The following is a 24,920-nucleotide window of genomic DNA, read 5'->3' on the forward strand; positions in this document are numbered from 1 at the left end:
CGCACTGTCGTCCGGGCATGGAATCATGGCCGTACAGGGCCCAACCGGTGGGCCGCTGCCTTGGGTTGGCGATGGCGCAGGACCACAGGCCACAGCCTTCAGGGGGAGGAACGATGGCGGACAGCTTCGGACCGATGCATGTCGGGGATGCCGACGGCGGCGTCGTCGGCATGGGCCCGGAAGCGGGCTCGACACGCAAGGAGCCGATCAGGGTCCTGGTCGTGGACGACCACGCCCTCTTCCGGCGCGGCCTGGAGATCGTGCTGGCGGCCGAGGAGGACATCCAGGTCGTCGGCGAGGCCGGTGACGGCGCCGAGGCCGTGGACAAGGCCGCCGATCTGCTGCCGGACATCGTCCTGATGGACGTGCGGATGCCGAAGCGGGGCGGCATCGAGGCATGCACCTCCATCAAGGAGGTGGCACCCAGCGCGAAAATCATCATGCTCACGATCAGCGACGAAGAGGCTGATCTCTACGACGCGATCAAGGCGGGTGCGACGGGATATCTCCTCAAGGAGATCTCGACCGACGAGGTGGCCACCGCCATTCGCGCCGTCGCCGACGGGCAGTCGCAGATCAGCCCCTCCATGGCGTCGAAACTCCTCACCGAGTTCAAGTCGATGATCCAGCGCACCGACGAGCGCCGGCTGGTGCCCGCGCCCCGGCTCACCGACCGTGAGCTGGAGGTCCTCAAACTCGTCGCCACCGGTATGAACAACCGTGATATCGCCAAGCAGTTGTTCATCTCCGAGAACACCGTGAAGAACCATGTGCGCAACATCCTGGAGAAGCTGCAGCTGCACTCCAGGATGGAAGCCGTGGTCTACGCGATGCGGGAGAAGATTCTCGAGATCCGCTGAGCCCTCGGCCCTTCAGCCCCTCAGCCCCTCGACCCCTTGGGATCCGCTGATTCCTCTCCCCCGGGATCCGTTGACCCCTTCCCCCGGGATCCGTTGACCCCTTCCCCCGGGATCCGCTGATCCCCTCAGCTAATCCGCCGCTCTCTCACATCACGCCCCCGTCGCTCACGCCAGGAGTCGGACGAGTTCCCTGGCCAAGGGGGCGCGCAGCTCCGGGGCGTCGACCCGCTCCACGCGTACGTCCGTGCAGTCCACCCAGCTCGCGGCCTCGACCAGAGCCTGTGCGACGGACGGGACGGCCTTCGCGTCGTCCAGGGTGACCTGCTTGGCCACCAGGGTGCGGCCCTCGCGCGCGGGGTCGACGCGACCGACCAGCCGGCCGCCGGCGAGCACCGGCATCGCGAAGTAGCCGTGGATGCGCTTCGGCTTGGGCACGTAGGCCTCCAGGCGGTGGGTGAAGCCGAAGATGCGCTCCGTGCGGGCCCGCTCCCAGACGAGGGAGTCGAACGGGGACAGGAGGGTGGTGCGGTGGCGCCCGCGCGGGGGTGCCGCCAGGGCCGCCGGGTCCGCCCAGGCGGGCTTGGACCAGCCCTCGACGGTGACCGGGACCAGACCCGAGTCGGCGATCACCGCGTCGACCTGCTCGCCCTTGAGGCGGTGGTAGTCGGCGATGTCCGCGCGCGTGCCGACGCCCAGCGACTGGCCCGCCAGGGCGACGAGGCGGCGGAGGCACTCCGTGTCATCCAGTTCGTCGTGCAGCAGCTCTTGCGGGATCGCGCGCTCGGCGAGGTCGTACACCCGCTTCCAGCCGCGGCGCTCCACGCACACCACCTCGCCGTACATGAGTGCGCGCTCGACGGCGACCTTGGCGCCGGACCAGTCCCACCACTCGCTGGTGCGTTTGGCGCCGCCCAACTCCGTGGACGTGAGCGGGCCTTCGGCGTGGAGCTGCTTGACGACCTGGTCGTAGGTGCCGTCCGGGAGGTCGTGGTTCCAGTGCGGGCGGGCGCGGTAGGCGCGGCGGCGGAAGGCGAAGTGCGGCCACTCCTCCACGGGGAGGATGCACGCGGCGTGCGACCAGTACTCGAAGGCGTGGGGTCGTGCCGGAGAGGCGCCCGCGGGTGTGGTCGTCCAGTACGCGTCCTCCACCGTCTTGCGCGGGACGGCGCCGAGGCGCGCGTACGGGATGAGTTCGTGGGAGCGGGCGAGGACCGAGATGGTGTCGAGCTGGACCGCGCCGAGATGGCGGAGCACGCCGCGCACGCCACCGCGGCGGTCGGGGGCGCCGAGGAAACCCTGTGCGCGCAGGGCGATGCGGCGGGCGTCGGCTGCCGACAGGTCGGTCGTGGGGCGCGGGGCACTCGTCATGTCTCCGCACGATAGACGGTGCCACTGACAGTGCGGGCTGAGCTGCGGATTCGTCCCGCTACGACCGAGCCGGAAGATACGGCGCCGTCGACGGCAGGCCCTGGTCCGACGGGAGCAGGGAGCCGATCCAGCAGTCCCGTCGTACGCCCTTGTTGTTGATCGCGGAGCGGAGCGTGCCCTCGATGGTGAAGCCGGCGTGTTCGGCGACCTTGCGGGAGCCCTTGTTGCCGACCTCCGCGCGCCACTCCACGCGGTCGATCGAGAGGCGGGTGAAGGACCAGCGGGCGACGGCGATGGTGGCCTCGGTGATGTAGCCGTTGCCGCGGTGTTCCTTCGTGGCCCAGAAGCCGACCTCGCCGACACCCAGGGAACGCATGGTGATCGCGAGCATGCCCACCAGCTCGCCTTCGGGGAGAAAGACGCCGAAGGTGAACATCGAACCGTTCTCCCAGCCCTCCGGGACCAGTTGTTCGGTGAAACTCCGCGCGTGCTCCAGGAGGTAGGGCGAGGGGATCGTCGTCCAGCGCTGGATCTCGGGGTCCTGGGCCGCGGAATACACGACGTCGGTGTCCTGCGGCCCGACGCTGCGCAGGAGAAGACGGTCGGTCGTGAGCGTGACGGGTTCCATCGGCCGATTCTGCTCGGGGGCGCACAAGGACGCCATACTTTTGCGCTGCGTGAGCGGGTGATCACATTTCGCGCAATTCCTCGCGGGGACGCGGCACCATCGGTGACTCCCGGACGTTGTCCCTTTGAAGCAGATTTGAAGGACTGGACGGTCGGCGTCCCCTGCAGGCTCCCGGCGTGGCGGGGTCCTCGCATACGATGGCCGTTGCTCAGTCATGTCATTGGAAACCGACCGTCCCAGGCCCGACCGGCAAGGAGACCAACCCCCGTGTCCGTCCTCTCGAAGATCATGCGTGCAGGCGAAGGCAAGATCCTGCGCAAGCTGCACCGCATCGCGGACCAGGTCAACTCCATCGAAGAGGACTTCGTCGACCTCTCCGACGCCGAGCTGAAGGCCCTCACCGAGGAGTACAAGCAGCGCTACGCCGATGGTGAGACCCTGGACGACCTGCTCCCCGAGGCGTTCGCCACCGTGCGCGAGGCCGCCAAGCGCGTCCTCGGCCAGCGTCACTACGACGTGCAGATGATGGGCGGCGCGGCCCTGCACCTCGGCTACGTCGCCGAGATGAAGACCGGCGAGGGCAAGACCCTGGTCGGCACCCTGCCCGCGTATCTGAACGCCCTCTCCGGAGACGGCGTCCACCTCATCACGGTCAACGACTACCTGGCCGAGCGCGACTCCGAGATGATGGGGCGCGTCCACAAGTTCCTGGGCCTCGAGGTCGGCTGCATCCTCGCCAACATGACCCCGGCCCAGCGCCGTGAGCAGTACGCGTGCGACATCACCTACGGCACGAACAACGAGTTCGGCTTCGACTACCTGCGCGACAACATGGCGTGGTCGCAGGACGAGCTGGTGCAGCGCGGCCACAACTTCGCGATCGTCGACGAGGTCGACTCGATCCTCATCGACGAGGCCCGTACGCCGCTGATCATCTCCGGCCCGGCCGACCAGGCCACCAAGTGGTACGGCGACTTCGCCAAGCTGGTCACCCGCCTGAAGCAGGGCGAGGCCGGCAACCCGCTCAAGGGCATGGAGGAGACGGGCGACTACGACGTCGACGAGAAGAAGCGCACGGTCGCCATCCACGAGGCCGGTGTCACCAAGGTCGAGGACTGGCTGGGCATCGACAACCTCTACGAGTCGGTGAACACCCCGCTGGTGGGCTACCTGAACAACGCCATCAAGGCGAAGGAGCTCTTCAAGAAGGACAAGGACTACGTCGTCATCGACGGCGAGGTCATGATCGTCGACGAGCACACCGGCCGTATCCTCGCCGGCCGCCGCTACAACGAGGGCATGCACCAGGCGATCGAGGCGAAGGAAGGGGTGGACATCAAGGACGAGAACCAGACCCTCGCCACGATCACCCTGCAGAACTTCTTCCGCCTCTACAACAAGCTCTCCGGCATGACCGGTACGGCGATGACCGAGGCCGCCGAGTTCCACCAGATCTACAAGCTCGGCGTCGTCCCGATCCCGACCAACCGGCCGATGGTCCGCAAGGACCAGTCCGACCTGATCTACCGCACCGAGGTCGCGAAGTTCGAGGCGGTCGTCGACGACATCGCCGAGAAGCACGAGAAGGGCCAGCCGATCCTCGTCGGTACGACGTCGGTCGAGAAGTCCGAGTACCTCTCGCAGCAGCTCGCCAAGCGCGGCATCCAGCACGAGGTGCTGAACGCCAAGCAGCACGACCGTGAGGCGCCGATCATCGCCCAGGCCGGCCGCAAGGGCGCCGTCACCGTCGCCACCAACATGGCTGGCCGCGGTACGGACATCAAGCTCGGCGGCAACCCCGACGACCTCGCCGAGGCGGAGCTGCGTCAGCGCGGCCTCGACCCCGAGGAGCACATCGAGGAGTGGGCCCAGGCCCTGCCCGCCGCCCTGGAGAACGCCGAGCAGGCGGTCAAGGACGAGTTCGAAGAGGTCAAGGACCTCGGCGGCCTCTACGTCCTCGGTACCGAGCGGCACGAGTCGCGCCGTATCGACAACCAGCTGCGCGGTCGCTCCGGCCGACAGGGCGACCCGGGCGAGTCCCGCTTCTACCTCTCCCTCGGCGACGACCTGATGCGCCTGTTCAAGGCCCAGATGGTCGAGCGCGTGATGTCGATGGCGAACGTCCCGGACGACGTGCCGATCGAGAACAAGATGGTCACGCGCGCGATCGCGTCCGCCCAGTCGCAGGTCGAGCAGCAGAACTTCGAGACCCGCAAGAACGTCCTCAAGTACGACGAGGTCCTCAACCGTCAGCGTGAGGTCATCTACGGCGAGCGCCGCCGCGTCCTGGAGGGCGAGGACCTTCAGGACCAGGTCGTGCACTTCATGGACGACACGATCGACGCGTACATCACCGCGGAGACCGCCGAGGGCTTCCCGGAGGACTGGGACCTCGACCGTCTGTGGGGCGCGTTCAAGCAGCTCTACCCGGTGAAGGTCACCGTGGAGGAGCTGGAGGAGGCGGCCGGGGACCGGGCCGGTCTGACCGCCGAGTTCATCTCCGAGTCCATCAAGGACGACATCCACGAGCAGTACTCGGGGCGTGAGGAGCAGCTCGGCTCCGAGATCATGCGTGAGCTGGAGCGGCGGGTCGTGCTGTCGGTCCTGGACCGCAAGTGGCGTGAGCACCTCTACGAGATGGACTACCTCCAGGAGGGCATCGGCCTGCGCGCGATGGCCCAGAAGGACCCCCTGGTCGAGTACCAGCGCGAGGGCTTCGACATGTTCACCGCCATGATGGACGGCATCAAGGAGGAGTCCGTCGGCTACCTGTTCAACCTGGAGGTCCAGGTCGAGCAGCAGGTCGAGGAAGTCCTCGTCGAGGACGACAGGCCGTCCCTCGACAAGGAGGACACGGTGCCCGCGCAGGCGAGCGGCCGTCCTGAGATCCGCGCCAAGGGCCTCGACGCCCCGCAGCGGCCGGACCGGCTGCACTTCTCCGCGCCGACCGTGGACGGCGAGGGCGGCATCGTCGAGGGCGACTTCACCAGCGACGACGAGCCGGTGCGCTCCGAGGCGGACGGCCTCACGCGCGCGGAGCGCCGCAAGCAGGGCCGCCGGGGCAGCCGCCGCAAGAAGTGACGGGTCGCTCCGCCGGGTCGAGCGGTGAGCGGCGGACCCGGAGAGGGTGCGGTCGTCAGTGGGCAGGCCCGCATGAGGGCGTGAGCCTGTTGGGGCCGTGCTCCGCGAAGAGGCTCTGAAGGGCCGGGCATCTTGAGGATGCCCGGCCCTTCGGCTTGCCTGCGGCGGTGCGTCCCTGGGCATGCGCGCCCGGAGGGCGTTGTCGGTCGTCGTCCCGGCGGTGGCGGTGTTGTCAGTCGTCGTCCTGGTGCGGGGCGCGGGGGCCGCCCAGTTCCACCGCGGTGCAGCGCCAGCGCAGGTCCGCGCCCTGCTCCAGCCGGAAGGCCATGGCGCGCACCTGGTCACCGGCGCCGATGCGGGCGAAGGCCTCCACGGCGCCGGGGCGGGCGACGTAGTAGCCGATGTCCCTGACCACCGGGCGGACACCGCGGGTGGCACGCAGGGGACCGTGTTCGGCGAGGCGGATCAGTTCGTCGTAGGCGGGGCCCGCGGTGTGCCGGAGCATCCAGTGGACGGGCCGCTGACCGCTCAGTACGGCGAGGAGGCGGTCGGCGAAGACGTCGGTGGGGCGGGGCTGGGGGACGCGGGCGCGGGCGGCGGCTTGGGCTGCCTGAGCGGTCGGGGCGGTGCGGGCGGTCCTGGTGGTCGGGGCGGTAGGCGCGGTTCGGGCGAGCCCGGTGTGGGGTTCGGCGGGGCGTGAGGCCGGGTGGGTGCCCTGGCTCGCCGTCCGCGGAGGAGACGTGGAGACCGCGTCCCGGCCCGTCGCGGACTCCGGGGTCGTAGGAGCCCCGGCACGGCCCACAGCGTTCGCCCTGCGGCCGTTTCCGGGGGCGGCCGTGCGTCCTGCGCCCCGGCCCGGTCCGCTGCCGGGAGCGCCCGGACCGGTGGGCGGGGTGCCCGTGCCCGGCCGCCTCTCCACCACCGTGTTCCTGGACCTCTCGGCCCCCTCGGCCACCTCGGCCACCGGAGTCGTGCGGGGTGTGCCCCCGGCCTGGCCGCGCGGTGTGCTCGTGCCGGGGCGGCGGGGGTCTCGGCGGGTCGGGGGGCGGGTCGGGGTGTGCTGGGCGGTCCTGGTCATGACCTTGTGCATGAGGGTCCCCGTTGGATCGGCCCGGGATGTACCGGGAAGTAACTTTCTGGTTGGGGATCTTGTACGGGGCCCCGGGCGGAGGTGGCAAGGATGTGGCGGAGCGCGTCGGAGGGGCCGGAACATTCACTTATCCAGGTGATTTCCGCCCCCGCGGGCCGATGGCCACGGGGGTGCCCAGGGTGAATTCCGGGCGTGAGGTGGACGGTTCCGAGGGGGTGGGCGGGAACTCGATGGGGGACACGCGCACGTATCCTGAAGGCCCTCGCGGAGGCGCGGCACCGTCCGCGGAACGTCCTCCCCGGGGCACTCCGACTACGAAAGCGGCCAGCCATGCGCGTCTACGTCCCCCTGACCCTCCCCGGTCTCGCCGAGGCGTACAAGACGGGCGAGCTGGGGACCGGACCCTTCGTCGCCTACGCCGTCACGCCCGCGCTGCGCGAGTGGTATCTCTCCGACGACATCGAGGAGTTGGAGTACGCGGCGCTGAACCGGGCCGCCCTCGCCTCGCTGCGGCTGCTCGCCGTCCACCCCGACGCGCCCCGGCGCCGGGTCGTGGTCGCCGTCGACGTGCCCGACGGCACCGCGCACGGTGACCCCGACCGCGGACTCGACCCGGCCGCGCTCGGCGAGGTCCGGGTGACCGGAACGGTGGCGCTGGCCAAGGCGGCGGCCGTACACGTGGATCTCGGCGACGCGGAGGCCGATGTGAGCGCCGCCGCCGACGCGCTCGCCGCGGCCGATCACGGGGACGACGACGCGCAGTTCGTCGTGGACGGGGCCGAGGACCACGAGCTGCTCTGGTACGCGACGCAGGAGATCCCGAACCTCGTCGGGTCGGCCGACTGAGCCCGGCCGACTGCGCCCGACCGATGGAGTCCGGCCGGCTGAGCCCGGCCGACTGAGTCTGTCCCGCGCCGGTATATGGCCGTTGACCTGGGCTTCTCCTGATTGTCAGTGGCGGCGGGTACGTTTTTGGCATGGGGATGCAAGGAAGCGCGCACATCGTCTGGGACTGGAACGGCACGCTGTTCCACGACAATGACGCGATCATCGGGGCGACGAACGCGGCGTTCGCCGAGCTGGGGCTGACGCCGATCACGATGGAGCAGTACCGGGCGCTGTACTGCGTGCCGGTGCCCAAGTTCTACGAGCGGCTGCTGGGACGGCTGCCCACCGACGCCGAGTGGGAGGTCATGGACGGCACCTTCCACCGGTACTACACGGAGCACCGCGCCGTCTGCGGGCTCACCGAGGGCGCGGCGGACCTGCTCGCGGGATGGCGGACCGCGGGCCGCAGCCAGTCGATCCTCAGCATGTACGGCCATGACGAACTCGTCCCGCTGGTGAGGGAGTTCGGGATCGAGCCGCACTTCATACGGGTCGACGGGCGCACCGGGCCCTCCGGCGGCAGCAAGGCCGAGCACATGGTGCGGCACCTCGGCGCGCTGACCGGCGTGGACCCCGCGCGCACCGTCGTGATCGGGGACGCGGCCGACGACGCGGTGGCCGCGCTGCACGTGGGGGCGCGGGCCGTGCTCTACACCGGCGGTTCGCACAGCCGGGCCAGCCTTGAGGTCGTGGGTGTACCGGTGGTGGACTCGCTGGCGGAGGCCGTCGCGGAGGCGGAGCGGCTGGCGGCGTGACGCGAAGCGGCTGACCGGGCGGGGCACCCGAGGTACAGGCGCCGCGTCGCCGCGAGGAGCCGGCCTCACGAGACCCGGCACCTCCAGGAGCCGCACCGCCCCGGTCACCTCACGCGCCGCGTCACCTCACCCGCTCCGCCGGCTCACGTCACTGGCGCCTTCGCCCGCAGCACCGTGAGGAACTCCCGCATCCAGCTGGAGTGATCCGGCCACGCGCGTGCCGAGACCAGCGTGCCGTCGACGACGGTCTCGGTGTCCTGGAAGGTCGCGCCGGCGGACCGCATGTCGAGTTCGAGCGCCGGGTACGCCGTGACGCGCCGGCCGCGCAGGCCGTCGATCGCGGCGGTGAGCAGGGGGCCGTGGCAGATCTGGGCCACGGGCTTGTCCGTGTCGAGGAAGGACGTGAGGATCGTGCGGAGTTCGGGATCGTTGCGGAGGTATTCGGGGGCTCGCCCACCAGGGATGACGAGGGCCGCGTACTGGCCGGGGTCGACCTCGGAGAAGGCGAGATCGGCGGGCCAGGTGTAGCCGGGCTTCTCGGTGTAGGTGTCGAAGCCGGGTTCGAAGTCATGGACGACGAACCGGAGTTTCTTGCGCTCGGGGGCCGCGATATGGACCTCGTAACCTTCCTCGCGCAGGCGCTGGTAGCGATAGAGGACCTCCAGCGACTCCGCTGCGTCGCCGGTGACGATGAGGATCTTCGCTGTCATGTCGGTGCGCTCCTCGAAGGCCGTGGCTGTGGGGCCGTGGTCGTGGACCTGGTCGTGGATCTGGGCCTGGTCTTAGTCGTGGTCTTGGTCGTGACACGCGTCCGCGTCGGGCGTCCGCGCCGGCCGTCATGGGCAACGTGCCGCGCCCCGGCGTCCTTGCCAAGAGGTCGCGGGGCCCGGACGTCGTCACCGTCCCGACTGCCCGTGAATACGACGATTTCACTCCTTGCGCCCCTGTGCATAACGTCAAAGTTCCACCCTCTGTTTTGTACACAACCGGCTCATGACGAGCCCCCGGTGAGGAGCGATAGCCTTGTGGCGTGATCAGCGCGATATTTCGCGGGGGCATCGTCGCCCCTGCTCCGCGCCCGGCGACCACGGAACACATCCGTGACCGGGCGGCGGTCGCTGGTCCTCCCAGGGCCTGTCCGATGGCGGGCCTTCGCGGGCGGGACGGAGCCAACGCTCCCAGGACGCCGCGCACACCCCGGGCAGCGGCTCGACCGAGAGCAGCGTCACACCCGACGGGCGTGCCGAAAATGGCTGATAACCCACCGCTCATCTCACCTTGCGGCATAGCGTCTGAGCAGACCGGAGAACCCGGGCCGTGGCGTCGAGCCGCAGGGGAAGAGACCGTACTTCCTTCTACGTCACGCAACGGCGCGCGACAGGAGCCAGAGGACAATGCAGACCAAGCTGGACGAAGCAAAGGCCGAGTTGCTCGAGAGGGCTGCCCGGGTAGCTGAGAACAGCCCGGTCGGGGGGCATCTACCCACCGGGAAGACCGACGAGAGCACTCCGGACCAGGAGACCGTGCTCGCGTTCCTCCAGCGCTACTACCTGCACACCGCCCCCGAGGACCTCGCCGACCGTGACCCGGTCGACGTCTTCGGTGCCGCCTTCTCCCACTACCGGCTGGCCGAGACCCGACCCCAGGGCACGGCGAACGTACGGGCCCACACCCCGACGGTCGAGGAGAACGGCTGGACGTGCAGCCACACCGTCGTCGAGGTCGTCACCGACGACATGCCCTTCCTCGTGGACTCGGTGACCAACGAGCTGACCCGCCAGGGCCGCGGCATCCACGTCGTCATCCACCCGCAGGTCGTCGTCCGCCGCGACCTCACCGGCAAGCTCATCGAGGTGCTCACCACCCCGCCCGCCGGAGAGCTGCCGCACGACGCGCACACCGAGTCCTGGATCCACGTCCAGATCGACCGCGAGACCGACCGCGCCGACCTGAAGCAGATCACCGCCGATCTGCTGCGCGTCCTGTCCGACGTCCGTGAGGCCGTCGAGGACTGGGAGAAGATGCGGGACTCGGCGCTGCGCATGGCCGACGAGCTGCCCACCGAGCCGACCGCCACCGACCTGCCTCCCAGCGACGTCGAGGAGGCCCGTCAGCTGCTGCGCTGGCTGGCCGCCGACCACTTCACCTTCCTCGGCTACCGCGAGTACCAGCTGCGCGAGGACGACTCGCTGGCCGCCGTCCCCGGCACCGGCCTCGGCATCCTGCGTTCCGACCCGCAGCACGGCGGCGAGGACAGCCACCCGGTGAGCCCGTCCTTCGAGCGGCTCCCGGCCGACGCCCGGGCCAAGGCCCGCGAGCACAGGCTCCTCGTCCTGACGAAGGCCAACAGCCGTTCTACGGTGCACCGTCCGTCGTACCTCGACTACGTGGGCGTGAAGAAGTTCGACGAGAACGGCGAGGTCGTCGGCGAGCGCCGCTTCCTCGGCCTGTTCTCGTCCGCCGCCTACACCGAGTCCGTCCGCCGGGTTCCCGTGATCCGGCGCACGGTCGACGAGGTGCTCGTGGGCGCAGGCTTCTCGCCCAACAGCCACGACGGCCGTGACCTGCTGCAGATCCTGGAGACGTACCCGCGCGACGAGCTGTTCCAGACCCCGGTCGACGAACTCCGCTCCATCGTCACGTCCGTGCTCTACCTCCAGGAGCGCCGTCGGCTGCGCCTGTACCTGCGCCAGGACGAGTACGGCCGCTACTACTCGGCTCTCGTCTACCTCCCGCGCGACCGCTACACCACGGGTGTGCGCCTGCGGATCATCGACATCCTCAAGGAGGAGCTCGACGGCATCAGCGTCGACTTCACCGCCTGGAACACCGAGTCGATCCTCTCCCGGCTGCACTTCGTGGTCCGCGTCCCGCAGGGCACCGAGCTGCCGGAGCTGTCCGACGCCGACAAGGACCGCATCGAGGCCCGTCTGGTCGAGGCGGCCCGCTCCTGGGCGGACGGTTTCGGCGAGGCGCTGAACGCCGAGTGCGGCGAGGAGCGCGCGGCCGAACTCGTGCGCCGCTACGGCAACGCCTTCCCGGAGGGCTACAAGGCGGACCACTCCCCGCGCGCGGCCGTCGCCGACCTGGTCCACCTCGAAGCGCTCACCGAGGAGCAGGGCTTCGCGCTCAGCCTCTACGAGCCGGTGGGCGCCGCCCCCGACGAGCGCCGCTTCAAGATCTACCGCAAGGGCGCCTCGGTCTCCCTCTCCGCCGTGCTGCCGGTCCTCAGCCGCCTCGGCGTCGAGGTCGTCGACGAGCGGCCGTACGAACTGCGCTGCTCGGACCGTACGACGGCGTGGATCTACGACTTCGGGCTGCGGATGCCCAAGCCGCAGAACGGCGGCGGGGACCACCTCGGCGACGACGGGCGCGAGCGGTTCCAGGAGGCGTTCGCCGCCACCTGGACCGGGCAGGCCGAGAACGACGGCTTCAACTCGCTGGTGCTGAGCGCCGGGATCGACTGGCGCCAGGCGATGGTGCTGCGGGCGTACGCGAAGTACCTGCGGCAGGCCGGTTCGACCTTCAGCCAGGACTACATGGAGGACACCCTCCGCAACAACGTCCACACCACCCGGCTGCTCGTCTCCCTGTTCGAGGCGCGGATGTCGCCGGACCGGCAGCGCGCCGGGCACGAGATCGTCGACGCCCTCCTCGAAGAGGTCGACGCGGCGCTCGACCAGGTCGCGAGCCTCGACGAGGACCGCATCCTGCGCTCCTTCCTGACCGTCATCAAGGCGACCCTGCGCACCAACTTCTTCCAGCAGGCACGCGACGGGCACGCGCACGCGTACGTCTCGATGAAGTTCGACCCGCAGGCCATCCCGGACTTGCCCGCGCCGCGCCCGGCGTACGAGATCTGGGTGTACTCGCCGCGCGTCGAGGGCGTGCACCTCAGGTTCGGCAAGGTCGCGCGCGGCGGGCTGCGCTGGTCGGACCGGCGCGAGGACTTCCGTACGGAGATCCTCGGCCTGGTCAAGGCGCAGATGGTGAAGAACACGGTCATCGTGCCGGTGGGCGCCAAGGGCGGCTTCGTCGCCAAGCAGCTGCCCGATCCGGGCGTGGACCGGGACGCGTGGCTCGCCGAGGGCATCGCCAGCTACAAGATGTTCATCTCGGCCCTGCTCGACATCACCGACAACCTGGTGGCCGGCGAGGTCGTCCCCCCGGCGGACGTCGTCCGGCACGACGAGGACGACACCTACCTGGTCGTCGCCGCCGACAAGGGCACCGCGACCTTCTCCGACATCGCCAACGGAGTCGCCGAGAGCTACGACTTCTGGCTCGGCGACGCCTTCGCCTCCGGCGGCTCGGCCGGCTACGACCACAAGAAGATGGGCATCACCGCGCGCGGTGCCTGGGAGTCCGTCAAGCGGCACTTCCGGGAGCTGGGCGTCGACACGCAGACCGAGGACTTCACGGTCGTCGGCGTGGGTGACATGTCCGGTGACGTGTTCGGCAACGGCATGCTCCTGAGCGAGCACATCCGCCTGGTCGCCGCCTTCGACCACCGGCACATCTTCCTCGACCCGACCCCGGACGCGGCCGTCTCGTACGCCGAGCGCCGCCGCATGTTCGAGCTCCCGCGCTCCAGCTGGGCCGACTACAACACCGACCTGCTGTCGTCCGGCGGCGGCGTCTTCCCCCGTACGGCCAAGGCGATCCCCGTCAACGCGCACGTCCGCGAGGCCCTCGGCATCGAGGACAAGGTCGCCAAGATGACGCCGGCCGACCTCATGAAGGCGATCCTCAAGTCGCGGGTCGACCTGCTGTGGAACGGCGGCATCGGGACGTACGTCAAGGCCGGCACCGAGTCCCACGCGGACGTCGGCGACAAGGCCAACGACGCGATCCGTGTCGACGGCGCCGACCTGCGCGTCAAGGTCGTCGGCGAGGGCGGCAACCTGGGCCTGACCCAGCTCGGCCGGATCGAGTTCGCCCAGCAGGGCGGCAAGATCAACACGGACGCGATCGACAACAGCGCGGGCGTGGACACCTCCGACCACGAGGTGAACATCAAGATCCTGCTCAACGGCCTGGTCACCGAAGGCGACATGACCGTCAAGCAGCGCAACAAGATCCTCGCCGAGATGACCGACGAGGTCGGCGCGCTCGTCCTGCGCAACAACTACGCGCAGAACACCGCGATCGCCAACGCGCTCGCCCAGTCCAAGGACATGCTCCACGCCCAGCAGCGCTTCATGCGCACCCTGGTCCGCGAGGGCCACCTCGACCGGGCTCTGGAGTTCCTGCCCACCGACCGCCAGATCCGCGAGCGGCTCGCCCAGGGACAGGGCCTGACCGGTCCCGAGACGGCCGTCCTCCTGGCGTACACGAAGATCACGGTCTCGGACGAGTTGCTGCACACCACGCTGCCCGACGACCCGTACCTGCGCACCCTGCTGCACGCCTACTTCCCGACCGCGCTGCGCGAGAAGTTCGCCGAGCAGATCGACACCCACGCGCTGCACCGCGAGATCGTCACCACGGTCCTGGTCAACGACACGGTCAACACCGGCGGTACGAGCTTCCTGCACCGCCTCCGGGAGGAGACCGGGGCGTCCCTGGAGGAGATCGTCAGGGCGCAGACCGCGGCCCGCGCGATCTTCCACGCCGCCGAGGTGTGGGACGGCGTCGAGGCCCTCGACAACGCCGTCGAGGCGCCCGTCCAGACCCGCATCCGGCTGCACTCGCGCCGCCTGTGCGAGCGCGGCACCCGCTGGCTGCTCAACAACCGGCCGCAGCCGCTCCAGCTCGCCGAGACCGTCGAGTTCTTCGGCGAGCGCGTCGAGCAGGTCTGGTCCCAGCTCCCCAAGCTGCTGCGCGGCGCGGACCTGGAGTGGTACCAGGAGATCTACGACGAGCTGACCGGCGCCGGTGTCCCGGCCGAACTCGCCACGCGCGTGGCCGGGTTCTCGTCCGCCTTCCCGGCGCTCGACATCGTCTCGGTGGCCGACCGCACCGGCAAGGACCCGATGGACGTCGCCGAGGTCTACTACGACCTCGCCGACCGCCTCCACATCACCCAGCTGATGGACCGCATCATCGAATTGCCCCGCGAGGACCGCTGGCAGTCCATGGCCCGCGCCTCCATCCGCGAGGACCTGTACGCGGCCCACGCGGCCCTGACCGCCGACATCCTCGCGGCGGGCAACGGCACCTCGACCCCCGAGCAGCGCTTCGCCGACTGGCAGGAGAAGAACACGGCGATCCTGGGCCGGGCCCGCACGACCCTGGACGAGATCCAGGGCTCGGAGACCTTCGACCTCGCCAACCTGTCGGTGGCGATGCGCACCATGCGCACCCTGCTGAGGACGCACTCGTAGTCCCTGTGTCCCTGTGTCCCTGTGACAGTTCGTCCGCAGTCCCTGGGACGATGAAGGGCGCCCCGGGCCGTGACGGCCCGGGGCGCCTTTTTCACGGCGTGCCTCAGGGGTATTCGAGGGGAGGGCTTACTCGGCCGCGCCAGGCCTGGTGGGGTGACTGCGAACATCACCGGGGAACGTGCGGCCGGCACTTCCGTCCGCCCGGTGCGGAAGGTCGTCCTGGAAGTCGCGAAGTTCGGGATCGTCGGCGGCTGCGGTGTCCTGGTCAACTTCGCGGTCTTCAACGCCCTGCTGCACGGCCTGAGCCGGCCCGCGATGCTCGCGACCGTCGTGGCCGGCCGCGTCGCGATGGGCGCCACCTACCTCGGCTTCCGCTTCCGCACCTACCGCGACCGCGACGCCCCCGGCGCCCGCCGCATCGCCCTGTTCTTCGTCCTCAGCGTCATCGGCGTCCTCATGGAGAGCGGCCTCTTCCACGTCGGCCACCACGGACCGGGCCTCCACGGTCCGCTGGAGGCGAATGCCGTGAAGGCCCTGTCGATCGTGCTCGCGTCGGCGTTCCGCTTCCTGGTCCACCGCACGTGGGTGTTCCGGGACGAGGACCTCTGACGGCCGCCCTCCGGCCTCAGGCGACCTTGCCCGCAGCCGGTCCCGGGGCCGCGTCCTTGGGCTTGTCGGCGCCGCCCGTGAAGGCCTCGTACGCCTCCAGGACGTCCTCCGTCGGCCCGTCCATCCGCAGCTCGCCGCGCTCCAGCCACAGCACGCGGTCGCAGGTGTCGCGGATCGACTTGTTGTTGTGGCTGACCAGGAAGACGGTGCCCGCGTGCTGGCGCAGCTCGCGGATCCGCTCCTCCGAACGCCGCTGGAAGGACCGGTCGCCTGTCGCGAGCGCCTCGTCGATCAGGAGGACGTCGTGGTCCTTGGCGGCGGCGATGGAGAACCGCAGCCGGGCGCCCATGCCGGAGGAGTACGTCCGCATCGGGAGGGTGATGAAGTCGCCCTTCTCGTTGATCCCGGAGAAGTCGACGATGCCCTGGTAGCGCTCCTTGACCTGCTCGCGGGACATGCCCATGGCGAGGCCGCCGAGGTACACGTTGCGCTCGCCGGTCAGGTCGCCCATGAGGGCCGCGTTGACGCCCAGGAGGGAGGGCTGGCCGTTGGTGTAGATACGGCCGTTCTCGACCGGGAGCAGGCCCGCGACCGCCTTGAGCAGGGTGGACTTGCCGGAGCCGTTGGTGCCGATCAGGCCGATCGCCTCGCCCTTGTAGGCGACGAACGACACCTTCTTGACGGCGTGCACCTTGCGGACACCCGCCGCCTTCTCGGCCTTCTCGCGGCGCATCATGCGGTTCAGGGCGGCGGTCGCGGAGCCGCGTCCGGCGCCGGTCCCGTTGACCCGGTAGATGATGTCGACGCCGTCGCAGACGACGGTCGGGATGGTGCTGTCGGCGGCCACGCGGGTCCGCTCGGTGGTGTACTCGATGGTCTGCTCAGCCACGGCCGTACGTCTCCTCAGCCTTCCAGAAGTAGATGAAGCCGCCGACGCCGGCGATCAGCGCCCAGCCGGTCGCCGCCGCCCACACGTGCGGGGGGAGCTGGCTGGAGTGGAAGCTGTCGATCAGCGCGTAGCGCATGAGGTCGATGTAGACGGCCGCCGGGTTGGTCTCCAGGGCGATCACCACCAGGTGCGGCAGGTCGTCGGCCTTGGTCAGCTTGTCGATGCTCCACATGACACCGGACAGGTACATCCAGGTGCGCAGGATGAACGGCATCAGCTGGGCGATGTCCGGAGTCTTCGCGCCCATCCGCGCCATGACCATCGAGACGCCCGCGTTGAACGTGAACTGCAGGAACAGCGCGGGGACCACGAGCAGCCAGGAGACGCTGATCGGCACGCCGAAGCAGAGCAGGATGACGATGAGGGCCGCCATCGAGAACAGCAGCTGCTGGAGCTGCTGCAGCGCGAACGAGATCGGCAGCGCGGCCCGCGGGAAGTGCAGCGCCCTGACCAGGCCGAGGTTGCCGGAGATCGCCCGGGTGCCCGCCATGATCGAGCTCTGCGTGAACGTCCAGATGAACACGCCCGTCACCAGGAACGGGATGTAGTCCGGCACGTGCTTCTTGGTGCCCAGCAGCACACCGAAGATGAAGTAGTACACCGCCGCGTTCAACAGCGGCGTCATCACCTGCCAGACCTGGCCCAGCTTCGCCTGGCTGTACTGCGCGGTCAGCTTGGCGGTGGCGAACGCGGTGATGAAGTGGCGGCGCTCCCACAGCTGCCGGACGTACTGGGGCAGCGAGGGGCGGGCGCCACTGACCGTGAGGCCGTGGCGTGCGGCGAGCGCCGCGAGGTCGTCTTCGTCGGCCGGAGCCGGCGCATGGGGCGGTGTGTGGAGGACCTGGCTCACATCCGCTGCTTTCGCTCGGGGGGAGGGGGTGCGTGCGTCCGGCTGCGGTGTCCCGTCGCCCGACGTTTCCTTACGCTTCTCTTTACGTTTTCTTACGTCGGGACGGGACCGTATCGTCGCAACGTGAGCGTAGGCGGATTCAGCGTCGGAACGCAACCGTTTCGTCGTGACGGATGTGATGGGGCCGTTAGGTTTTGGGCCGGGACGGGCCTGTTGCGTCGATACGGTCCGGGCGGGGAGGGGTGCGAGGTGGACGGTGAGGGTGTCGGTACGGTGGCGTCGTGGGAACGGGACGGTGTCGTCGCGAGGACGGAACGGTCCCGTCGCGCGGACGGAACGGTTCCGTCGTCGGGACGGGACGGGTTCGTCGCGGCGACGGACCGGTCGCGTCCCGACGAACCTGTTTCGTCGCGACGCGCCCCGCGTCGGAACGCAACCGTTTCGTCGCAACGCCCCTATGCTTGGGCCATGACGACGAACGCCGACGAGCCCACCACACGTCAGCGCCGCCGCACCCCGGCCGGGGCGGCCGTACTCCGCGAGGACGTGACCGAAGCCATCCGGGCGGCGGTCTTCGAGGAGCTGGCGGCGGTCGGATACGCCCGGATGTCGATCGAGGGGATCGCGCGACGGGCGGGGGTCGGGAAGACGGCGGTGTACCGCCGCTGGCGTTCGAAGCTGCACCTGGTGCTCGACGTCGTGTCGGCGGTCGCGGTGATGGGGCTGCCGACGCCGGACACCGGTGCGCTGGAGAGCGACCTCCGGATGCTGTACGAGGTCACGTCACGCGCGCTGCGGCACCCCGTCGCCTCGCAGATCATCCCGGACCTCCAGGCCGAGGCGGCCCGTAACCCCGAGATCGCCGACGCCATGCAGAAGGCGCTGCGCGAGGGCCAGGAGGGCGTCGCCAGCAAGATCCTCGCGGCGGCGGAACGGCGGGGCGAGATCCGCCCCGGCATGGACGAGGACCTGGCGCTCGACCTGATCTCCGGCCCCCTGTACTGGCGTGCCGTGGTCATCCGCAGCCCGAAGCTGCCGAAGGGCTACCTGGGAGCGCTGGCCCGCGCGACGACGGAGGGCCTCAAGGCGCTGTAGGGCCGACGGGTCGGCCGCCTCCGCCGACTCCGGGGTCCGCGTGGCCCGGCTCGTCCAACCGCCGTGCCAGTTCGCCCAGTTCGGCGGCGCGCAGCACCCGCCCGCCGAACCCCGGCAGCGGCACCCGCACGGCCTCGCTCCAGCGCTCCGGGATCGCCGCACCCCCGTACACCGCCCCGGCGAGGCCGCCCGTGACCGCGGCGACGGTGTCCGTGTCGCCGCCGAGGTCGATCGCGGCGCGCAGGGCGTCCTCGTAGGAGGAGGTCGTCCGCAGGGACCAGACGGCGGAGGCGAGGCAGGGCCAGACGGCGCCGTTGAACTCGGTGGCCCGGTCGGGGTGCCAGTCCGGGGCGAGGACGACGGCGTAGCGCTCCCGGTGGTCGGGGTGGACGTGGCGGAGGGTCTCCTCGACGGCGTGCAGCGGGTCGTCGCCGGCCAGGGCGACGCGGATCAGCTCGTGCAGGACGGCGGTGCCTTCCCAGGCGGCGCGGTCTCCATGCGTGAGCGCGGCGATGCGGCGGGCGGCATCCATGGTCGCCTCGCGTCCCGCGCGCGCGAAGTGCACCGCGGACGGGGCGGCGCGCATCAACGCACCGTTCCCGGCGCCCCGCTGGCTCGCCTGGAAGTGCAGGGCGGCGGCCAGGTCCCAGGGGTCGCCGCTGCTCAGCACGGCCTCGGTCTGGAGGCCGATGTCCTTCGGTTCGGCGGCGGCCCAGCGCCTGAACCGGTCGAACAGGTCCGGCAGCCGGAGCCCGCCGCACTCCAGCAGGGACTCCGCGACGAGGACCGCCATCTGCGTGTCGTCGGTCGCCTCGCCGGGGTCCCAGCCGCCGCCCCCGCACATCTCGCCGCCCTGGCCGGGCACCGGGAAGCGGGCGGAGAAGGCGTCCTCGGGGCCGAACTCGAAGGGTGCGCCGAGCGCGTCGCCGACGGCGGAGCCGAGGACGGCGCCCAGGGCGCGTTCCGTCCTGGAGGGGCTGTCCATCAGGATCGTGCGGCCTCCGGGTGCAGCCGTACCCATCCCTCCCACGCCGACGCGATCATGTCCTGGACGTCGTGCCTGGCCTTCCAGCCCAGTTCGGTGGTGATGCGGTCGGCGGAGGCGACGACGCGGGCCGGGTCGCCCGGGCGGCGCGGGTGGACGGTCGGGGGGCGGTCGTGGCCGGTGACCGCGTTGATGCGGTCGATCATCTCGCGCACCGAGACGCCTTCTCCGCGGCCGATGTCGAGGGTCAGGGAGCGGCCGGGGGAGGCCTGGAGGGCGCGGGCGGCGGCGACATGGGCCTCGGCCAGGTCGACGACGTGGATGTAGTCACGGACGCAGGTGCCGTCCGGGGTGGCGTAGTCGTCGCCGAAGATGCGCGGGGGCGCGTCCTCGGTGAGCTTCTCGAAGACCATGGGGATGAGGTTGAAGACGCCGGTGTCGGCGAGTTCGGGGGCCGCCGCGCCCGCCACGTTGAAGTAGCGCAGGGAGGCCGTGGACAGCCCGGTCGCCCTGCCGGTCGCACGGACCAGCCACTCGCCCGCGAGCTTCGTCTCGCCGTACGGCGACATCGGGACGCAGGGCGTCTCCTCGGTGACCAGGTCGACGTCCGGCATGCCGTAGACGGCGGCCGAGGACGAGAACACGAACGACGGGACGCCGGCCGTGGTGACCGCCTCCAGGAGGACGCGCAGGCCCTCGACGTTCTCCCGGTAGTAGTGCAACGGCAGGTCGACCGACTCGCCGACCTGCTTCTTCGCCGCGAGATGGATCACTCCGGTGACGTCCTGGTCGGCGAGGGTGCGGGCCACCCGCTCCGCGTCCAGGACCGAACCCACCACCAGGGGCACGCCGTCGGGCACGCGCTCGGCGATGCCGGTGGACAGGTCGTCGTAGACGACCGTCTGTTCGCCCGCCCCGGTCATCGCCCTCACGACATGCGCCCCGATGTAGCCGGCGCCGCCGGTGATCAGCCAGGTCATGTGCGGCCGTCCCCTCCGTCACTCGATCCGTGGTGGCGCGCGCCCCACGCGCTCGGGTCCCCACGCGTCGTGGATCTCCGCGCGCTGGGTTCGCCACGCGCTGCGCCCCTCAGTCAATCAGGCGCCGGAGTGCGCCGATGCCAGCGGCTGGGACTCTCCGTAGGGGCCGGGCGACTGCACGCGCGTGTGCCGTGTCGCCGGGAGCGGCCGCGTCGACCGCCACAGACGGACGAAGGAGAGGACGGCCGCGGCGGCCAGCAGTCCATTGCGTACGACCATGAGGGCGCAGCCCGTCTCCGTGGAGTGGATGACGTGGGAGTACAGGACGGGGAACTCGACGGAGCTGACCGCGGTCGCCGCCACGATCAGCGCGGCCACGGCGCGCTGGGTGGTGTGCCGCGAGGTGAGGCAGACGGCGGCCAGGCCGAGCAGCCAGATCATGTACTGGGGGCTGATCACCCGGCTGGTGACGGTGAACAGCAGCACGGCGCTCAGCGCCGCGTCGAAGGGGGTCGCGTCGGTCCAGCGGCGGGCCCTGACGCGCCACACGAGCAGCAGTCCGAAGGCGACCGCCGTGAGCGCGAGGGACGCGTCGGCGACGGAGGAGACGTACGGTCCCGTGAACTCCATCGCGCCGTACCGGTAGTGCACCTGCCCCGGCCAGCCGACGTGGGTCGCCAGGCCGAGGGCCGTGCCCCCGAGTGACTCGATCTGTACGCCCCGGCCACCCTGTTGGCGCAAGAAGGCGAAAGGATTGTTGAACAATGCGACGAGGACCAGGAGTGACGCGGCCCCCGTCACCACCGCCGACGTCCACACCGACCGTGTCGGCCGCCCCCTCGGCATGCCCAGCAGCACCAGCGCGGGCCACACCTTCACCAGCGCGCCCAGCGCCGCGAACGCGCCGCACACGCGCGTGGAGCGCGACAACGTCACCAGGGAGATGACGGCGAACGCCGTGACCTGCACGTCGTAGCGGACGAGGGGCATGTGGAGGAGGAGGGGGAGGCAGGCGATCCAGTACGCGGCGCCGCGCAGGCTGTGTCCGGGGCGGGTGCCCGCGCGGGCCAGGACCGCGGTGATCAGCGCGTCCGTCGCGAGGGTGAGGACGACGAACGCCTGGAAGTACGTCAGGCCGGGCAGCAGCGCGGGTGTCAGGAGGACGGGCCCGGCGCCCGGCGGGTACTGCCACAGCGGGTCGTGCGCCGGGAACGCGCCGTGGGACAGGACGCCGTACCAGTGGAGGTACAGGCGCCACACCTCCCGCGCGACCCCGCCGTGGCCGAGCAGGGGGAGACCGTTGTACGCGAGGAGGAGCAGCATTCCCGCGCGGGTGGCGAGCCAGGCGAGGGTCAGGGCGAGGAGACGGTGTCTGCTGACGGCGTTCATCACGTCGGATCGTAAGCCGGGTGAATGCCGTAGGAATGCTCATACACCGTCAATCGTCGGTAAGAGCTTGCTAACAGTACAAAATCAGCCAGGTGGACAGCCAGGGCGAGGACGAGAACGAGCGGCGATTCCGGCGAACGGGGACAGGGCCGAGCACGAGCGCGGGGCCGAGCACGCGACCGAGCCCGAGCCGAAGGACGAAGCGGAGCCCAGGGGCGGACGCCGTGGCCGTGGCCGTGCCCATGGCCGTCATGCTCGCGCTGGGGCTGTGGGGGCTCGACCGCGGCGGCATGTGGGGCGACGAGGGCGTCACGTTCATGGTCGGACGGCGCACGGTGCCCCAGATCTGGCATCTGCTGCACGGCGTCGACGCGGTGCACGGCCTGTACTACCTCCTCATGCACGCCGTCCTCGCCGTCCACCCCGGCGAGGTCGTCCTCCGTCTGCCCTCCGTGTGCGGCGCGGCGGCGACGGCCGGCCTCGTCGCCGCGATCGGCGTCCGCCTGGCCCGCCCGCGCGTCGGCCTCTGGGCCGGTCTCCTCTACGCGATCACCCCGCTGACCGGCCACTACGCACAGGAAGGCCGCTCCTACGCCCTCGTCGCGGCCGGCGTGGCCGCGGCGACGCTGCTCCTGGTGCGGGCGCTGGAGGGCCGGTCCTGGTGGCCGTACGGCGCGGTCCTCGCCGTGACCTTTCTGCTGCACGAGTTCGCGGTCCTGGTGCTCTGCGCGCACGCGGTGACGCTGGCGGCGGCGCGGGTGCGCGGGGCGGTGTGGCGCGGCTGGATCCGTGCGGTCGGGGTCGCCGCCGGTGTCCTGATCCCGCTGGTCCGGGTGTCCGAACGCCAGTCGGCCCAGGTGGCCTGGCTGAGGGTCCCGGACTGGGACACGACCGAACGCCTCGCCCGCGACTTCCTCGCCGTCGCCCCGACCGGCATCGTTTTCTGGACCTCGATCGCGCTGATCCTCATCGGCCTCGGCGCCGGACGGCTCGCGTCGGTCGCCCTGCCGCTGCTCCTGCTGCCGCCGCTGCTCCTGCTGTCCGTCTCCCAGTTCCGCCCGCTGTTCCACGAGCGGTATGTGCTGTACGCGCTGGCCGGGGCGCCGCTGCTGGTGGCGGCTGGGGCGGACCGGGTGGCGGGTGCGCTGCGTCGGCTGTGGCTGGAGGGCCGGGGCGTGCCGGGCGCCCGCCGCGCGGAGGCCGAACGGGCGGTGGCCCACGTCGGCGGGCGGCGGGAGCTGGTCGGTGCGGTGAGCGGGGGCGGGCCCGGGGCCGCGCGCGGGACGAGGGACGGCGGTACGAACGGGGTCGCGGCCCACGCACCCCCCGAGCCGCCGACCACCCACCCCACCGAGCCGGTCGACTCCTCACCCCGTCGACCTCGCCACCCCGGACACCTCACGCCCCTCCGTCACCCCACCCGCCTCCACCGCCTCCACCGTCCCCTCCGCCCTCTCCGCCCCCATCTCCTCACCCTCGCCGGCGTCCTCGCGGTGGCCATCCCCTTCCTGCACGGTCTTCCCGGCTACCGCGACGACCGTTCCGCGGACCGTCGGCCCGAGAACCTCGCCGCCGTCGCCGCGCTCGTAGGGCGTGAAGTGCGGCCGGGGGAACCGGTGTTGTTCCTGCCGTCGTTCTGGCGGGTGACGGCGTCGGCGTATCCAGGGCCGTTCGCCGGGGTCAGGGATCTGGCGCTGGAGGAGCCGGGGGCGAGGTCGGGGACGCTGAGCGGGCGCGAGGTGGGGCCGGGGGAGCTGCGGGCGCGGCTCGCCGGGGTGGACCGGGTGTGGATCGTCGCGCAGTCGAACCTGCTGCCCTCGCGCTGGGTGCCGGGCGATCCGGCCGACCGGGTCAAACTCGACGTCGTGGACGGGGAGTTCGCGCGCGGGCGGCAGTACGTGCACGGGCGCGTGAAGCTCGCCCTCTACATCCGCCGCATGCTCCCGCAGGACCCGTCCCCGCTGATGCGGCCGCCCGTGTCCGCGGCTACGCCTGCTCCAGCGCCGCCGCGTCCAGCGCCCCGGTGAGCTGGTCGAGCCGCTCCCGCAGCGCGCGGATCTCGTCGATGTCGAAGCCGGTCGCCCCGAGGATCCGCCGGGGCACCTCGACCGCCCGCTCGCGCAGCGCGACGCCCTCGTCGGTGAGCCGCACCTCCACCGACCGCTCGTCACGGACGCTGCGCTCACGCCGTACCAGACCGGCCGTCTCCAGCCGCTTGAGCAGCGGGGACAGTGTGCCGGAGTCGAGTCGCAGGTGTTCGCCGAGCTTCTTGACGGGCAGCTCGCCGTGCTCCCACAGCACCAGCATCACCAGGTACTGCGGGTAGGTGAGCCCGAGGTCCTTGAGGATCACGCGGTAGACGCCGCCGAAAGCGCGTGACGCGGCGTTCAGGGAGAAGCAGATCTGCTGGTCGAGGCGGAGCCAGTCGGTGGTCGGCGTGGGAGTCATGACCCCAGGATAGCGCGGGTGGGCCATTTAGTTGTGCGCAATTGAATTGTGTGCTCTACTTATGGCCGTGAGGCGGTCCGGACACCCGGGCCGGTCACCCCCGCAAAGACTTCCGAGAGGGATGGTTTCCATGGACGCGATCTACACCGCCGTAGCCACCGCCACCCACGGCCGTGACGGCCGCGCGGTCAGCAACGACGGCAAGATCGACCTTCAGCTCGGCATTCCGACCGAGATGGGCGGCAACGGCCAGGGCACCAACCCTGAGCAGTTGTTCGCCGCCGGTTACGCCGCCTGTTTCGGCAGCGCGCTGGGCCTCGTCGGCCGCCAGGCCAAGGTGGACGTCACCGACGCCGCCGTGACCGCCGAGGTCGGCATCGGCAAGCAGGGCGAGGGCTTCGGCCTCAAGGTGACCCTGCGCGTCGAGCTCCCCGACACCGTGGACGAGGCGACCGGCCGCAAGCTCGTCGAGACCGCCCACCAGGTCTGCCCCTACTCGAACGCGACCCGCGGCAACATCGAGGTCGACCTCGTCATCGAGTAGTCACGCCCGGCAGTCCCGTGACGCTCCACGCCCCCGGCGACGAGTGCCGAACACCTCGTCGCCGGGGTCGCGGTC

Annotated in this window: 19 protein-coding genes; 9 read left to right on the forward strand and 10 right to left on the reverse strand. The window is 70.7% G+C overall.

Going from position 1 to position 24,920, the window contains the following annotated elements; translation table 11 throughout:
• The first annotated feature begins 113 nt into the window (after positions 1-113).
• Complete coding sequence (locus ACIPTO_RS11140) at positions 114-860, forward strand: response regulator transcription factor (RefSeq protein ID WP_033287181.1); 747 nt, start codon at positions 114-116, stop codon at positions 858-860.
• A 165-nt stretch (positions 861-1,025) separates the two neighbouring features.
• Here the strand turns inward: ACIPTO_RS11140 and ACIPTO_RS11145 are convergent, their stop codons facing one another.
• Both ACIPTO_RS11145 and ACIPTO_RS11150 read right to left on the reverse strand, forming a co-directional pair.
• Complete coding sequence (locus tag ACIPTO_RS11145) at positions 1,026-2,228, reverse strand: winged helix-turn-helix domain-containing protein (RefSeq protein WP_401190897.1); 1,203 nt, start codon at positions 2,226-2,228, stop codon at positions 1,026-1,028.
• A 58-nt stretch (positions 2,229-2,286) separates the two neighbouring features.
• On the reverse strand, positions 2,287-2,856 hold the full coding sequence (locus ACIPTO_RS11150; protein WP_401190899.1) for a GNAT family N-acetyltransferase: 570 nt from the start codon (positions 2,854-2,856) through the stop codon (positions 2,287-2,289).
• Positions 2,857-3,123: 267 nt separating this feature from the next.
• Between ACIPTO_RS11150 and secA the strand changes: the two genes are divergently transcribed.
• Complete coding sequence (gene secA, locus ACIPTO_RS11155; RefSeq protein ID WP_366312835.1) at positions 3,124-5,937, forward strand: preprotein translocase subunit SecA; 2,814 nt, start codon at positions 3,124-3,126, stop codon at positions 5,935-5,937.
• A 232-nt stretch (positions 5,938-6,169) separates the two neighbouring features.
• On the opposite strand, the gene ACIPTO_RS11160 is transcribed toward secA, so the two are convergent.
• The gene (locus tag ACIPTO_RS11160) at positions 6,170-7,015 is read right to left on the reverse strand and encodes an Rv3235 family protein (RefSeq protein WP_401190901.1); all 846 of its coding nucleotides are present in this window, start codon (positions 7,013-7,015) and stop codon (positions 6,170-6,172) included.
• A gap of 342 nt (positions 7,016-7,357) precedes the next feature.
• Here ACIPTO_RS11160 and ACIPTO_RS11165 point away from each other — a divergent pair, with 342 nt between their 5' ends.
• The gene (locus tag ACIPTO_RS11165; protein WP_366312839.1) at positions 7,358-7,873 is read left to right on the forward strand and encodes a DUF6912 family protein; all 516 of its coding nucleotides are present in this window, start codon (positions 7,358-7,360) and stop codon (positions 7,871-7,873) included.
• Between the two features lie 131 nt (positions 7,874-8,004).
• The gene (locus ACIPTO_RS11170) at positions 8,005-8,670 is read left to right on the forward strand and encodes an HAD hydrolase-like protein (RefSeq protein ID WP_366312841.1); all 666 of its coding nucleotides are present in this window, start codon (positions 8,005-8,007) and stop codon (positions 8,668-8,670) included.
• 143 nt (positions 8,671-8,813) lie between these two features.
• Here the strand turns inward: ACIPTO_RS11170 and ACIPTO_RS11175 are convergent, their stop codons facing one another.
• Positions 8,814-9,380 (reverse strand): DJ-1/PfpI family protein, encoded by a 567-nt coding sequence (locus ACIPTO_RS11175; RefSeq protein ID WP_401190903.1) that lies wholly within the window; start codon positions 9,378-9,380, stop codon positions 8,814-8,816.
• Positions 9,381-10,064: 684 nt separating this feature from the next.
• Between ACIPTO_RS11175 and ACIPTO_RS11180 the strand changes: the two genes are divergently transcribed.
• Complete coding sequence (locus ACIPTO_RS11180) at positions 10,065-14,996, forward strand: NAD-glutamate dehydrogenase (protein ID WP_366312845.1); 4,932 nt, start codon at positions 10,065-10,067, stop codon at positions 14,994-14,996.
• A 204-nt stretch (positions 14,997-15,200) separates the two neighbouring features.
• On the forward strand, positions 15,201-15,605 hold the full coding sequence (locus ACIPTO_RS11185; protein WP_401190905.1) for a GtrA family protein: 405 nt from the start codon (positions 15,201-15,203) through the stop codon (positions 15,603-15,605).
• A 16-nt stretch (positions 15,606-15,621) separates the two neighbouring features.
• On the opposite strand, the gene ACIPTO_RS11190 is transcribed toward ACIPTO_RS11185, so the two are convergent.
• Both ACIPTO_RS11190 and ACIPTO_RS11195 read right to left on the reverse strand, forming a co-directional pair.
• The gene (locus ACIPTO_RS11190) at positions 15,622-16,494 is read right to left on the reverse strand and encodes an ABC transporter ATP-binding protein (RefSeq protein WP_366312848.1); all 873 of its coding nucleotides are present in this window, start codon (positions 16,492-16,494) and stop codon (positions 15,622-15,624) included.
• Entirely contained in the window at positions 16,487-17,404 is a 918-nt protein-coding gene (locus ACIPTO_RS11195) for an ABC transporter permease (RefSeq protein WP_366312850.1), read from the reverse strand. The genes ACIPTO_RS11190 and ACIPTO_RS11195 overlap by 8 nt, the downstream gene beginning before the upstream one ends.
• Positions 17,405-17,872: 468 nt before the next feature.
• Here ACIPTO_RS11195 and ACIPTO_RS11200 point away from each other — a divergent pair, with 468 nt between their 5' ends.
• Positions 17,873-18,499 (forward strand): TetR/AcrR family transcriptional regulator, encoded by a 627-nt coding sequence (locus ACIPTO_RS11200; protein WP_401190908.1) that lies wholly within the window; start codon positions 17,873-17,875, stop codon positions 18,497-18,499.
• Here the strand turns inward: ACIPTO_RS11200 and ACIPTO_RS11205 are convergent.
• The 3 genes from ACIPTO_RS11205 to ACIPTO_RS11215 form a co-directional block, all read right to left on the reverse strand.
• On the reverse strand, positions 18,486-19,484 hold the full coding sequence (locus ACIPTO_RS11205) for an ADP-ribosylglycohydrolase family protein (protein ID WP_401190910.1): 999 nt from the start codon (positions 19,482-19,484) through the stop codon (positions 18,486-18,488). The genes ACIPTO_RS11200 and ACIPTO_RS11205 overlap by 14 nt on opposite strands.
• Positions 19,484-20,464, reverse strand: a complete 981-nt coding sequence (gene galE / locus ACIPTO_RS11210) for a UDP-glucose 4-epimerase GalE (protein WP_401190912.1) — start codon at positions 20,462-20,464, stop codon at positions 19,484-19,486. The genes ACIPTO_RS11205 and galE overlap by 1 nt, the downstream gene beginning before the upstream one ends.
• 117 nt (positions 20,465-20,581) lie before the next feature.
• The gene (locus tag ACIPTO_RS11215; RefSeq protein WP_401190914.1) at positions 20,582-21,853 is read right to left on the reverse strand and encodes a glycosyltransferase 87 family protein; all 1,272 of its coding nucleotides are present in this window, start codon (positions 21,851-21,853) and stop codon (positions 20,582-20,584) included.
• 230 nt (positions 21,854-22,083) lie between these two features.
• On the opposite strand from ACIPTO_RS11215, the gene ACIPTO_RS11220 reads away from it, so the two are divergent.
• Positions 22,084-23,880 (forward strand): glycosyltransferase family 39 protein, encoded by a 1,797-nt coding sequence (locus tag ACIPTO_RS11220; protein ID WP_401192083.1) that lies wholly within the window; start codon positions 22,084-22,086, stop codon positions 23,878-23,880.
• Here the strand turns inward: ACIPTO_RS11220 and ACIPTO_RS11225 are convergent.
• Positions 23,840-24,301, reverse strand: a complete 462-nt coding sequence (locus tag ACIPTO_RS11225; RefSeq protein WP_366312861.1) for a MarR family transcriptional regulator — start codon at positions 24,299-24,301, stop codon at positions 23,840-23,842. The two genes, ACIPTO_RS11220 and ACIPTO_RS11225, sit on opposite strands and share 41 nt — an antisense overlap.
• A gap of 130 nt (positions 24,302-24,431) precedes the next feature.
• On the opposite strand from ACIPTO_RS11225, the gene ACIPTO_RS11230 reads away from it, so the two are divergent.
• Positions 24,432-24,845 (forward strand): organic hydroperoxide resistance protein, encoded by a 414-nt coding sequence (locus ACIPTO_RS11230; protein WP_366312863.1) that lies wholly within the window; start codon positions 24,432-24,434, stop codon positions 24,843-24,845.
• The last annotated feature ends 75 nt before the right edge of the window (positions 24,846-24,920 follow it).

This window comes from Streptomyces sp. NPDC090083 (genome assembly GCF_044747445.1).
In the GTDB taxonomy this organism is placed as follows: Bacteria; Actinomycetota; Actinomycetes; order Streptomycetales; family Streptomycetaceae; genus Streptomyces.